Source organism: Gluconobacter sp. Dm-62 (assembly GCF_018256155.1).
In the GTDB taxonomy this organism is placed as follows: Bacteria; Pseudomonadota; Alphaproteobacteria; order Acetobacterales; family Acetobacteraceae; genus Gluconobacter.
In genome coordinates this window covers 20,963-33,496 of the sequence record NZ_JAERLY010000001.1, presented here as the reverse complement: position 1 = coordinate 33,496, position 12,534 = coordinate 20,963, and the positions used below count along the sequence as shown (strand labels likewise).

Below are 12,534 nucleotides of genomic sequence, written 5' to 3'. Positions count from 1 at the left end.
ACCCGCAGGACGACTGCTGCCGTTCCCATAACCCAGGGAACGGCCATGGGAAACATGTCATGAAAATACGCACATATCTGGGCCTTCTTCTTGGCAGCACGCTTCTGTTCGGGGCCGCTCAGCAGAGTGTCCGGGCTGCGGAGCCGCCCGAGGGAACGCAGGGCTGGCCGCAATTGCCGCAGGCGCCCAAAAATGCACCCAATATCGTGGTGATCCTGATTGATGATGTCGGATTTGGCGCGACAAATGTTTTTGGCGGCCCGATTTCAACGCCGGATCTTACGCGTCTGGCGGGTACCGGGCTCAGATATAACAATTTCCATGTGAATGCCCTGTGCTCACCGTCCCGGGCGTCGCTGCTCACGGGATATAATGACCGGCAGGTCGGGTTCGGCAATATCGAGGAAGCTGCATCAAAGCATCCGGGATATAATACCGTTCTGCCAACAAACGTGACGCCGATTGCTGAAGTTCTCAAGGAACACGGGTATAATACTGCCGCGTTCGGGAAATGGCACAACACACCTTACTGGCAGATCAGCGCCGCGGGCCCGTTTGACCTGTGGCCGACCGGTCGGTGGGGGTTCGAGCATTTCTACGGCTTCCTTGCCGCGGCGGATAACCAGTATTACCCCCGCCTTTACCGGGATCAGACGCCTGTAGAGCCATCGTCCACGCCGGAGCAGGGGTATTATTTCACGACAGACATCACCAACGAAGCAATCCGCTGGATGCACCAGCATGATGCCGTAGCCCACGACAAGCCATTCTTCCTCTATTACGCGACGGGTGCCACGCATGAGCCGCATCATGTTCCAAAGGCATGGATTGCGAAATACAAAGGAAAGTTCGATCAGGGCTGGGACGTCATCCGACAGCAGAGCTTTGATCGGCAGAAGGCGCTCGGTGTCATCCCCGCAAATGCGGAACTGACGCCACGGCCTTCCACACTGCCTGCGTGGGATAGCCTGTCGCCTGACGAAAAGAAGCTTCTTGCGCATCAGGCGGAGGTGTATGCGGCTTTTGCGGAAGAAACGGATCAGGAAGTCGGGCGGCTTCTGGCAACACTTCGGGACGAGGGTATTGCTGACAATACGCTCGTTCTTGAAGTCTTCGGGGATAATGGCGGGAGTGCCGAAGGCGGCTTTCTGGGCAAAGACGTCAAGAACCCTGACGGCAGCACACCGGACGTCAGGACACGTCTTGCTGACAGCGGTGCGCTGGGAAGTGAGCTTTATTTCAATCACTACGCCGCCGCCTGGGCCTGGGCGCTGACCTCTCCTTTTCAGGGCACGAAACAGGACGCCGCCCATCTGGGAGGGACAACGGATCCGCTGGTGATCTCATGGCCCGCACGCATCCATGATGCCAATGGTCTGAGAGGGCAGTTCGGGCATCTGAACGATATCGCCCCAACGCTTTACGAAGCCGCTGGCATCACCCCTCCATCGCGCACGGCGGGGATTGAACAGATCCCGCTCGAAGGCAGAAGTCTGCTCTATACGTTCGATCATCCTGATGCGCCCTCCCGGCACAGAGTTCAGTATTTCACGACGAGCGGAAATCTGGGGATCTATTCCGATGGCTGGTGGGCCGGACAACTGGCGCAGGAGACCTGGGAGGTTGGTGACAACCGGGTCTATCTTGCCCGAGGCGTGCAGCCCAGGACGCATCCGTGGGAGCTTTACCGGCTGAGCGATGATTACAGTCAGGCGCATGATCTGGCTGCGAAATATCCTGAAAAACTGAAAGAGCTTCAGGCTCTGTTCCAGAAGGAAGCCATCCGCAATCACGCAGATCCGATCCGGCCCGGAATAGATGCGTATCCGCTGGGGACGGCAACCGGCCAGACGGTTTTTACGTATCGCTCCGGTGTGGACCGCGTCAGCACGAGGTTTGCGCCTGATCTGGGGAACGATCCTTACACGCTGAGTGCGGACATCAATATTCCGGCCGGTGGCGCACAGGGGGTTATTTTCGCTGAGGGCGGACGGTATGGCGGCGTTGCGCTCTACGTCTCGAACGGACGCCTTGTTTATGAAGTGAACGCACATGGCGTGCGTACAGGCCAGATCGTGACGTCTGCGCCGCTGGCGGTCGGGCAACGGCATATCGTCGTGACGGTTACGCCCGAACAGGAGCGTAAAACCGGCAAAACAGATGCTGCAGCGGAGATGATCCGTCGCTGGGTAGGCGGAAAACCTGTGCCCGCAGCAGTCACCCTCTCAGTTGACGGGGCTCCGGCGGGGCAGGCGCATTTCAGCAATATCGCCCTGTCATCGAAGGAGACACTCGATATCGGTCGGGATCTGGGCTCTGCCGTTAGTCCGGCCTACACCGTTCCGGCAGCATTTACGGGGCATATCGATAAGGTCACGCTCACCACGCCGGGATTGACCAATCAATGAAGCCTGTTTTCTCCAGGAGGACACGCATCTTGTCCCATCAGGTCAATTCCAGTGAGAACAGTGTCAGCCGCCGGGCGCTCCTGGCGGGCACGGCAGTTATGGGGATGTCGGGGAAGATGGCGTATGCTGCCTCCAAGGCAACACCCCGCTTGCCCAATATCATCTACATTATCGCGGATGATCTGGGGGTGTATGATCTGGGCTGTTACGGACAGACGAAAATCCGGACGCCCAATATCGACCGGATGGCGGCTCAGGGCATGCAGTTCACACAGGCCTATGGGGGGGCACCCATCTGCTCTCCGTCCCGGTGTGCACTCATGACCGGGCGCCATATGGGCCATGCCTCCATCCGCGACAATTTTGCGCTTGCCGGTGGCGTTGTCGGCTTCAAGGGTAAGGAAAAGATCCGAAGGGCTAACCTGGCCGATCAGGAGCCGACAGTCGCATCGGTACTCAAGGGGCAGGGATATGAAACGGGTCTGGTGGGGAAGTGGCATCTGGATGGATATGATCCGGATGCGATCCCGACCCGACACGGGTTTGACGAGTTTCATGGCTGGCTGACGCAGACGGAAAAGACCCAGGGGTATTTTCCGGAGAAATGGTATGACGGCACCACTCTGCTGGACGTTCCGGGAAATGCCGGAGGAGGGCGCGCGGTTTACGAAACGGATATCGTGACGGACCAGAGCTGCGACTTCATCAGGCGACATCGTCAGAAGCCCTTTTTCCTGACGGTGGCCTACAACGCGCCGCATAGTCCGTACGTCACGCCGGCCGAAGGTGACTATGCCGGAGAGACGTGGGGGGCATCAGAGAAAACCTACGCAGCGATGATCGAGTTTCTGGATGCAGGAGTTGGCAGTATTCTGCGGACCCTGGGAGAGCTTGGACTGGACGAGGACACGATCGTGTTTCTCTCGTCCGACCATGGCCCACGATCCGAGCCGACTTCGCAACAGACAGAGGTCGTGACGTTTTTCAACTCCCACGGACCTTTGCGGGGGTATAAACGCGAGCTTTATGAAGGCGGCATCCGTGTTCCGCTCATTGCCCGCTGGCCCGGTCACATTGCGGCCGGAGTGAAGGATGAGACGCCCGTTTATCATCCGGATTTTCTGCCGACCGCTGCGGGGCTTGCAGGTAAAGACAGTCCGCCAGACACGGATGGGCATGATCTGACACCCGTTCTTCTGGGAAGCAATGCTCTGCCGGAGCGGCTGCTTTACTGGGAAACCTATGAACCGTCTTTCTGGCAGGCCGCACGTCAGGGGCAATGGAAAATCGTACGCCCTGTCGGCTCATCCCGTCTGGAATTGTACGATCTGGCAGCAGATCCGGGCGAAAAACGCGATGTTGCGGCGAAATACCCTGACGTCGTCAGCAGACTTTCGGCACAAATGGCGGCGGCCCACAAACCTTCGCGCGAATACCCGATCGCTCTTTGAGCGGTCGGGCGTAGAAGCAGGGAGCAACACGCTATCCTTTTTCAAGAGGCGCTTCGGTCGCAAAAGGATTGAAGCGGTTGGTATAGATGCTTTCAGGCGCAAGGGACGCTGTATGCGCGTCTCTGCGCCAGGCATACCAGGGCTGGAACTGGGTATAATCTCTGGGCCGGATCACACCTCCCTTTGTGACAACCGCTGTCGAGCGCCAGTGACGGGCTGGAAAGACACCTTCATCACGGCCTCGTTTTCTGATGATGGAAACATATCGGGCAATGACGTCCGCCTGCGGGGTATTCTGGGCCCACGCAATGGCCTGGGCTGTGGCCGCGACGAAATGCTGTGCCAGATCGGGCGCATTCTGAAGCATGTCGTTGCGAAGAATGACGCTGTCCATATTCGTTGCGCCATAAAACTCATAATCCGTCGTCAGTTCGCGCAATCCGCCATGTGCCAGAGCAGCATCACGGAAAAATGTTGGCAGCACCGCCGCATCAAGCGTGCCATGCCGCAAAGCCGTTTCGGCAACAACCGATGAAATTCCAACCAGGACGACCTGTCTGATCTCGTCATCCGTCAGACCGTTCTGCCGCAGATACTGATCGACGAAACATTCTCCCTGCGCACGCAGAGTGTTAACGCCAATGACCTTCCCGATCAGGTCCCGCGCGGTTCTGATGACGGATGATCCGCGCACGAAAATGCCCATGCAACTGCGTGCATCCGAACCCGCATAGGCGAGAACCGCCCGGACAGGAGCGCCCGCTCCAATCATTTTCATGATGGAACCGTTAAATGCCCCTGCGAAATCAGTGTTGTTCGTGACCGTTGCCTGAAGATCCTGTGGGCCACTGGTGGTGTTGCCCACCCACTGAAGCTTCAGTGGGGCAAGAAGCCCGAGATCATCCGCAAGTTCCGGAAACAGCACGACACCCGCCCATCCCTGATAGCGCAGGGTTTCTCCGGGTAACGTCCCGGCCGCTTTGGCAAAGGGGCGGGCAGCGAAGGCGGTTGCCGCGCAAAGGGCTGTATTCTTCAGAAAGGAACGCCGTGTGGCCCCCTGTGACGGACGCAAATTCATATTCACTTCACGGAGTCCCTGTTTTTCAGAATCACTTGACTGATATGTTTTTATATTATCCTACTAATAAATGTAGCAAGTTAATAGAAATAACCTATCCGAACGGTGGTATTGTTCCATGCCAGAACTCCACGAAACGGGATCAGCCCCGAAACTTCGTTTCGATCATCTCTCCAAGGCCTTCGTGTCCAGCCCGCGGGCTGGTGAGCCGATCCTGGGCGATATCGAATTTGATATCGCCGCGGGAGAGTTCGTCGTCCTTGTAGGGCCAAGTGGCTGCGGTAAATCCACACTTCTGGATCTGGCGGCCGGTTTAACGGATCCGACGGCGGGACGTGTTCTTCTGGATGGGCGACCGGTTACGAAGCCGGGTCCTGAGCGAAGTGTCGTTTTTCAGAATTATGCCCTCCTGCCGTGGAAAAGCGCTCTGGAAAACATTGTCTTCGCACTTGCCGCAGCGGGTGTACCGCGGGGAGAGCGGCATAAACGTGCCCGGCACTTTCTCGATCTTGTGGGGCTGGAACATGCGGCGGACCGGTATCCCCACCAGTTGTCTGGCGGCATGAACCAGCGTGTTGCAATCGCACGCAGCCTGTCAGTGGAGCCTGAAGTCCTTCTGATGGACGAGCCCTTCGGTGCGCTTGATGCACAGACCCGCGAAACCCTTCAGACGGAATTGCGGCGACTGTGGAAGCGGACATCCGCAACCATCATTTTCATCACTCACGATATCGACGAAGCCCTCTCACTCGGACAGAAAGTGGTGGTCATGGCGGCGGGGCCGGGACGCATCGTGGATGTCGTGACTCTTCCCTTTCCCGCGGACGCCAGCATCGATGACGTCCGGGCGCATCCGCAGTACGGGCATCTGCGGCACTATGTCCGCAGTCTGCTTTCCCACGGTGCGGGTCGGGCCTGACAGTGGCGCTGCAGAAAACCTCCGGTGCCATCATGGATTTCGCGGTTTCGCCACCTGTCGAAACGCGGCCTGTGACGCTCTCGCTGCGCCATATCGCCAGATGGAGCGTGAGCGCTTTTCGCAAGAGCATTGCTCTTGTTCTGCTTGCAGCCCTGTGGGAAATCGCGCCACGGGCAGGGCTGGTTGATCCGCTCTTTTTACCGCCGCTCTCCAAAGTTCTCCAGGCCGTCTGGACAGGGTTTGCGTCTGGACAGCTTGGTGTCCATGTTTTGGCCAGTCTTCTCCGGGCCATTCCGGGGCTTGCGCTGGCAATTGTGGTCGGCGTCCCTCTCGGGCTGCTTCTGGGGGTTTCACCGCGCCTGCATCAGGTATTTGATCCGGTGCTGGAACTGTTCCGCAATACGTCCGCTCTGGCGCTGTTGCCAGTGTTTACGCTGTTGCTGGGGATCGGGGAGAGCTCGAAGATCATCATGGTCTTCTATGCTGCCGTCTGGCCAATCCTTCTGGGAACAATCACCGGCTTGCGTGGTGTGGACCCGCTCTGGATCAAGGCGGGGCGTTCCATGGGGCTCAACCGCTTTGACCTCTTCCGGAAAATCGTTCTTCCGGGTGCAATTCCCTCTGTGTTTACCGGCGTGCGACTTGCAGCGGCTGCCGCGCTGCTGGTGCTTGTCGCCGCGGAAATGGTCGGCTCGCGTGCCGGGCTGGGCTATCTGATCAACGCCTCCGAGCTCGATTTTGATATTCCCGGAATGTACGCGGCCATCCTCGTGCTGTCGGTTATCGGCAGTCTTACCAACTCTGTCCTTGTCTCTGTCGAAAAGCGGCTTCTGCGCTGGAAGGCTCCTTAGGCTTCCTGCGCTGGCCGATGCTTTTTTCTTTGAACTGAAGGAAAACGAGAATGTCTGAAGTCATCACAAAAACAAGCAGTCTTCCTGACAGCACAACCTTGCAGATCCGTCCTGTTGCAGGCGCGCTCGGTGCAGAGATCAGCGGTGTCAGGCTTACGGGGGATCTTGACCGCGCAACATTTTCGCAGATCGAAAATGCGCTCCACCAATACAAGGTCATTTTCTTCAGGGGGCAAAATCAACTGACGGATGCGGAGCAGGAGCGGTTCGCGGCCCTGTTTGGCGAGCTGGTGCCCCATCCGACTGTTCCTGCCTCCGACGGAACGGCAGCGGTCATGTCCATCGACAGCACCAAGGGAAGTCGGGCCGACAGCTGGCATACGGATGTCACCTTCGTTCCGGATTATCCCAAGGTTTCCGTTCTTCGTGGCGTCATTATTCCACCGGTGGGCGGTGATACGGTCTGGGCCAATACGACGCTTGCCTATGAACGTCTTCCGGAACCACTCAAGGTTTTTGCTGATACGCTCTGGGCCGTTCATACGAATGTTTATGATTATGCCGGTCATCGGGTGGATGTGTCCAAGGAAGCTCTTGAATATAGAGGTGTCTTCACCAGAACCCGCTACGAGACAGAGCACCCGGTGGTGCGTATCCATCCGGTCACTAAAGAGCGCACCCTGCTTCTGGGGCATTTCGTGAAAAACTTCGTCGGTATTACGACGCGCGATAGCCAGCGCATTCTGGAACTGTTCCAGGAGCATATCGTGTCAGTCGACAACTCGGTGCGCTGGTCCTGGCAGCCGGGGGATGTGGCGATCTGGGATAACCAGGCAACCCAGCATCGTGCGGTCAACGATTACGCCCGGGACGAGCCACGTCTCCTGCGTCGCAGTACCGTAAAGGGGGACGTCCCTGTGGGAGTCGATGGTCGCCGCAGTCAGGAACGCCTCGTATCCTGAAAAAAAGAGAAAATATTCTGTTCGGACAAGTGTATTCAGGTCTGAACAGAATATTTAAATTCATCCCTGAAAGTGCCGGGATCGTCTGTTACGTGTTGGGATCGAAAACTGGCACGTCTTTTTGCGATCTCTTTGTGCGATTGTCAGACAGGAAACTTCCCCCTGTCATCAGGGCGATGATGACCACGTAAAATCCCAGAAGCAGGGGTTTCTGGAAGCTGATGACGCCAAGACAGAGTGTTGCGCTCATGAGGGCGTAAGCGGGAACGACCGGGTATCCCGGCGCATGCCAGAAGCGTGGCATATCGGGGGCGATTTTGCGAAGTCTGAAAAGGCTCGCCATGGTCATGATGTACATGGTGAGAGCGCCAAAGACAGAAATCGTGACGATGGACGCCGTCAGGCTTTCTCCACCGAAAGACAGGATATCATCGCTGAAAATGGCAAGGATGCCGATCGTGCCGCAGACCAGCACCCCGGCATAGGGCGTATGAAAGCGTGGGGAGACAAGCCCCATCCAGCGGGGCAGTCCGCCGCCCTGTGCAAGTGCGGCAATCTGGCGCGCACACCCCATGATGATGGCATGCAGTGACGCCACCAGACCGAACAGGCCGAGCCAGACGAGCATGTGAAGATAGGGGCTATGGGGGCCGACGACGGTTTTCATTGCCAGAGGCAGAGGATCGTTCAGGTTGGAAAGTTCTCTCCAGTCCCCAACCCCACCGGCGAGGATCATGACGCCGAATGAGAGCCCGACAAGGGTGAGGATGGCGGCCGTATAGGCGATGGGCAGGGTACGTCTGGGGGAGCGTGCCTCTTCGGCGGTCAGGGCGACCCCTTCGATAGCCAGAAAGAACCAGATGGCGAAGGGAATGGACGCTGCAATGCCTCCGGGAACGGCCCAGGAAAGATGGTCGCTCCCACCCCAGCCATGCATCACGAAACGGTGCCAGGAAAATCCGGGCCAGACGACACCCATGAAGACCAGAAGCTCCACGATGGCGGCGATTGTGACGATCAGTTCAAAGCTGGCTGCAACCTGTATCCCGGCGATATTGACGCCCATGAAAAGCAGATATGCCACGACGGCACCGGCTTTTGGGGGGAGGGCCGGGAATTGCACATGCAGATACGATCCGATGGCCAGTGCGATGGCAGGGGGCGCGAAGATGAATTCGGCGGCTGAGGCATATCCCGCGATGAGGCCCGCTCTGCGCCCGAACGCCGCACTGACATAGACGAATGGTCCCCCCGCCTTCGGCATGGCAGTGGTCAGTTCAGTGTAGGAAAAGATCAGGGCCAGATACATCAGGGCAACAAAGATGGTTGCGATGAGAAAGCCCAGCGTGCCAGCGCTGGCCCAACCATAGCTCCAGCCGAAATATTCCCCGGAAATGACGAGCCCTACAGCAATCGCCCAGAGCTGCACGGGGCCAAGGCTGTGGGAAAGCTGCGGTTTGGAGCGTTCTGTCATGGGATGCTCTTCTGCTGGGGCAGGATCTTCATGTCCGTACTTTCATCCTTGAGAGAAACGCCGGTTCGTCCCAGTCGGCGGGCTGCGTCCAGAAGCCAGCAGAGCTTGTGGCAGGCTTCCCCGATGGAAAGGCCGTGGGCATGGATGTTGGAGATGCAGTTGCGCTCGGAGTCCTGACGGCCGACTTTTGGATTCCAGGTCATGTAGAGGCTCAGACTGTCCGATACACTCAGACCGGGCCGCTCTCCGATCATCATGACGACGCATGTCGCACCGAGCAGTTCGCCAATCTCGTCTCCCAGAGCCACGCGGGCATTATGGGCAATGATCAGCGGAGACATGCGCCAGGTCTGGTCAAGTGCGGTATGGATGGCACTTTGAAGCGGGATGGCCTGTCGTTCCACGGCAAAGGCTGAAAGACCGTCGGCTGCGACAAGAGCAAGGTCCCAGGGGCCGTCCTGAGCCGCGTGCTTCAGCCGTGTGATGGATGGTGTATCCAGCCTGCGCCCAAAATCAGGCCTGCGTACGAACTCGGAGCGGTCTGTTGCCTGACTTCGGACCTCGATGGCGGGACATTCAAGGTTCAGCCTGGCCGGATCGAGCGAAGCGTGGACCGCGCGCCGGGCACTGGCATGTGCTGCCTGAAGGGCACGGACTTCGGAGCCCGCGATGCTGTCGCCCGTTCTTGGAAGGCCAATCCGGGCGCGCGTGTACTGACGAAGCGAGCCCCAAGGATCCTGAACGGGAGACGTCATGGGCCCGTCCTGAACCCAGGGAGGGCGTAAGGCTGGTTCATACGCAGACGTCCCCTGTCTGCAAGGGACATCCGTTCGAGCCAGGACTCGAATTCCGGGGCCGGACGGACATCGAAAACCGAACGCAGCGTCAGGATGTCATGATAGGACAGGCTCTGATAGCTGAGCATGACATCATCGCCGCCGGGCACTGCAATCAGGAAATTTACGCCGGCAGCCGTGAGCAGCATCATCAGGTTGTCCATGTCATCCTGATCGGCCTCGGCGTGGTTGGTGTAGCAGACGTCGCACCCCATCGGCAGTCCCATGAGCTTGCCGCAGAAATGATCTTCCAGCCCCGCACGGATGATCTGCTTGCCGTCATAGAGATATTCGGGACCGATGAAACCCACGACTGTATTGACCAGAAGCGGGGGATAGGCGCGGGCGACGGCATAGGCCCGGACTTCCATGGTCTGCTGGTCCACACCGTGATGGGCATTGGAGGACAGCGCAGCCCCCTGGCCAGTCTCGAAATACATGGCGTTTGTGCCAACGGTTCCACGGTTCAGCTCACGGGTCGCCAGCCAGGCTTCGGACAGAGTGGCCAGAGAAATTCCAAAGCCGCTGTTGGCCTGCTCGGAACCTGCGATAGACTGGAAGACCAGATCGACCGGTGCGCCTTTTTCGATCATGCTGATGGTATTGGTGACATGCGTCAGCAGGCAGCTCTGCACGGGCATGTCATAGCGTTGCCGGATATCGTCGAAACGCCACAGAATATCCATTCCTTTACCGATATGGTCCGAGGCCGGATTGATCCCCAGAACCGCATCTCCGGCGCCAAGGAGCAGGCCGTCGAGCAGTGCTGCGGAGATGCCGTCGGCGTCATCTGTCGGGTGGTTGGGTTGGAGGCGTGATCCCAGACGGCCGGGGAGGCCCTGTGTGTTACGGAATGCGGTTACGACCCGCATTTTCCGGCCGACCGAAATCAGGTCCTGATTGCGCATCAGCTTGCTGACGGCTGCGACCATTTCCGGAGTAAGGCCGGGTGCAAGCGCCCCGAGGCTTTCGGCATCGGCCTCATAGCTCAGCAGCCAGTCCCGGAACTGACCGACGGTCATATGCGAAACCGGCGCGAAGGCAGTGGCATCATGGCTGTCTATGATGAGGCGGCTGACCTCGTCAGTTTCGTAGGGAATGAGGGTTTCCGCCAGAAAGTGACGGAGCGGAAGATCAGCAAGAACCTCCCGGGCTGCAACACGTCTGACGGGATCCGTTGCAGCTATGCCTGCCAGTTCGTCTCCCGAGCGCAGGGGAGAGGCACAGGCCATGATATCCTTCAGGTTCTGGAAGACAAATGTTTCGCCTGAAAGGGAAATGCGATGAACCAAAACGCTGTTGTCCTGCCACAATCCAGATCTGCCTAGAAAGCGACCCTAGCATGGACGGAAGCAATTCAACCGTCTGGCAGACACAATTGATTGACATCCTGCACTATCATTTCCCCTTGCGAAATGCCTGCGGGGAGACGCCATACCACTTGCGAAAGGCGCGGCTGAAAGCACTGACTTCGGAATAGCCGAGCAGATAAGCGATCTCGCCGATAGGCATGCCACGCTGTTGCAGATAGGACTGCGCCATGTTGCGACGGGTCTCATCCACGAGTTCAGTATAAGTCACGCCTACCGAGTCCAGGCGGCGCTGAAGCGTCCATCTGGGGACGCCCAGCTTTTCTGCCAGAACGGGTAATTTCACGATGCCCTGCGGCAACATGTCATGAACTTCCCGTCTGACCTGCAGCAGAAGGTCATCACGGCGATCTGCAGCAAGGCTTGCGGAATGATCCAGGCGTGTCAGGCTCTCGCGCAATACGGCGAGCAGCCCTGTATTCGCTGCCGGCATGCGGACATCGAGACCGGCATCGGAAAACAGCAGTGCTGTGGTGTCGCGCTGAAAAAAGACGGGCGCATCGAATGCGGCTGCGTAATCAGCCGTGCTGGCCTGACGGGTATGCTCAAACCACACGGCATCAGGGCGCCAGCTGTTTCCGAGGGCACGACGAAAAACATTGCAGAACATGCCCATCGTCAGTTCTGCGTCTTGCGCCCGGTGAGAGATGAGGGGATCGGTAATGCGATATTCGATACGAAAACCGCCAGGCATCCGGACAAGGCGTGTCTGGGTGGCGCGCTGGTGGTAGGGAAATAGTTCAACCAGATTGACGAGCGCGGCTTCCAGTGTGGCCGAGGTAAGGGCAATGTAACCGATCAGCCCGAGCTGGTCGGGCTGGAACTGCTGGCCGTAGATCAGCCCGCTGTCATAGCGGCCTGATTGTCGGGCGACCTCTTCAAACAGGTTGCAGTAGTCTTCAAGCCGCAAAGCCAATGTGGGGGGCTGTTCGTCAGCAACCTGCAGGCCGACTGATCGGGCGATAATGTCCGGATCGCAACCCAGCTGACGGATGAAAGAGCTCGCGCCCGTCAGGGCCGCAGCCAGCACGCTTCCGGTCTGTTCGCCATTCTGGGAAGGCGGAGGCAGATAGCCGTTGATCGGAAAGCGTGCAGAGAACAGGGTCATCTCCCCTCACAATCGGGACAGGGCGTCCCGCAGTCACTCCATGTTGCCACGATTTGATGCGTGCTGGATATAAATCT

Annotated in this window: 10 protein-coding genes; 5 read left to right on the top strand and 5 right to left on the bottom strand. The window is 58.3% G+C overall.

Annotation, left to right across the window (positions count from 1 at the left end):
- Positions 1-59: 59 nt before the first annotated feature.
- Together JK202_RS00130 and JK202_RS00125 are read left to right on the top strand one after the other, a co-directional pair.
- Positions 60-2,408: an arylsulfatase gene (locus JK202_RS00130; protein WP_211556866.1), complete on the top strand. Its 2,349-nt coding sequence runs from the start codon at positions 60-62 to the stop codon at positions 2,406-2,408.
- 29 nt (positions 2,409-2,437) lie between these two features.
- A complete protein-coding gene (locus JK202_RS00125; protein ID WP_249199474.1) occupies positions 2,438-3,859 on the top strand; it encodes an arylsulfatase in 1,422 nt (473 codons plus the stop codon).
- A gap of 31 nt (positions 3,860-3,890) precedes the next feature.
- Here the strand turns inward: JK202_RS00125 and JK202_RS00120 are convergent, their stop codons facing one another.
- On the bottom strand, positions 3,891-4,937 hold the full coding sequence (locus JK202_RS00120; RefSeq protein ID WP_211556861.1) for an ABC transporter substrate-binding protein: 1,047 nt from the start codon (positions 4,935-4,937) through the stop codon (positions 3,891-3,893).
- A 118-nt stretch (positions 4,938-5,055) separates the two neighbouring features.
- Between JK202_RS00120 and JK202_RS00115 the strand changes: the two genes are divergently transcribed.
- The 3 genes from JK202_RS00115 to JK202_RS00105 are packed head-to-tail and all read left to right on the top strand — an operon-like array spanning position 5,056 to position 7,669.
- On the top strand, positions 5,056-5,856 hold the full coding sequence (locus JK202_RS00115) for an ABC transporter ATP-binding protein (RefSeq protein WP_211556859.1): 801 nt from the start codon (positions 5,056-5,058) through the stop codon (positions 5,854-5,856).
- Between the two features lie 2 nt (positions 5,857-5,858).
- Positions 5,859-6,707, top strand: a complete 849-nt coding sequence (locus JK202_RS00110) for an ABC transporter permease (RefSeq protein WP_211556857.1) — start codon at positions 5,859-5,861, stop codon at positions 6,705-6,707.
- A gap of 50 nt (positions 6,708-6,757) precedes the next feature.
- Entirely contained in the window at positions 6,758-7,669 is a 912-nt protein-coding gene (locus tag JK202_RS00105; RefSeq protein ID WP_211556855.1) for a TauD/TfdA family dioxygenase, read from the top strand.
- Between the two features lie 88 nt (positions 7,670-7,757).
- Here the strand turns inward: JK202_RS00105 and eat are convergent, their stop codons facing one another.
- From eat to JK202_RS00085, 4 genes are all read right to left on the bottom strand, one after another.
- The gene (gene eat, locus JK202_RS00100) at positions 7,758-9,143 is read right to left on the bottom strand and encodes an ethanolamine permease (protein ID WP_211556853.1); all 1,386 of its coding nucleotides are present in this window, start codon (positions 9,141-9,143) and stop codon (positions 7,758-7,760) included.
- Positions 9,140-9,898, bottom strand: a complete 759-nt coding sequence (gene eutC / locus JK202_RS00095; protein ID WP_211556851.1) for an ethanolamine ammonia-lyase subunit EutC — start codon at positions 9,896-9,898, stop codon at positions 9,140-9,142. The genes eat and eutC overlap by 4 nt, the downstream gene beginning before the upstream one ends.
- Positions 9,895-11,271, bottom strand: a complete 1,377-nt coding sequence (locus JK202_RS00090; protein WP_211556850.1) for an ethanolamine ammonia-lyase subunit EutB — start codon at positions 11,269-11,271, stop codon at positions 9,895-9,897. Before JK202_RS00090 ends, eutC begins: the two co-directional genes overlap by 4 nt.
- Positions 11,272-11,377: 106 nt before the next feature.
- Positions 11,378-12,457, bottom strand: coding sequence for an AraC family transcriptional regulator (locus JK202_RS00085; protein WP_211556848.1), 1,080 nt, complete (start codon positions 12,455-12,457; stop codon positions 11,378-11,380).
- Positions 12,458-12,534 lie beyond the last annotated feature (77 nt).

Bases quoted from the DNA above. Each gene is read 5' to 3' on its own strand.
- JK202_RS00130 (WP_211556866.1), top strand. From the start codon at position 60: ATGAAAATACGCACATATCTGGGCCTTCTTCTTGGCAGCACGCTTCTG.
- JK202_RS00120 (WP_211556861.1), bottom strand. From the start codon at position 4,937: ATGAATTTGCGTCCGTCACAGGGGGCCACACGGCGTTCCTTTCTGAAG.
- JK202_RS00115 (WP_211556859.1), top strand. From the start codon at position 5,056: ATGCCAGAACTCCACGAAACGGGATCAGCCCCGAAACTTCGTTTCGAT.
- JK202_RS00105 (WP_211556855.1), top strand. From the start codon at position 6,758: ATGTCTGAAGTCATCACAAAAACAAGCAGTCTTCCTGACAGCACAACC.
- eat (WP_211556853.1), bottom strand. From the start codon at position 9,143: ATGACAGAACGCTCCAAACCGCAGCTTTCCCACAGCCTTGGCCCCGTG.
- eutC (WP_211556851.1), bottom strand. From the start codon at position 9,898: ATGACGTCTCCCGTTCAGGATCCTTGGGGCTCGCTTCGTCAGTACACG.
- JK202_RS00085 (WP_211556848.1), bottom strand. From the start codon at position 12,457: ATGACCCTGTTCTCTGCACGCTTTCCGATCAACGGCTATCTGCCTCCG.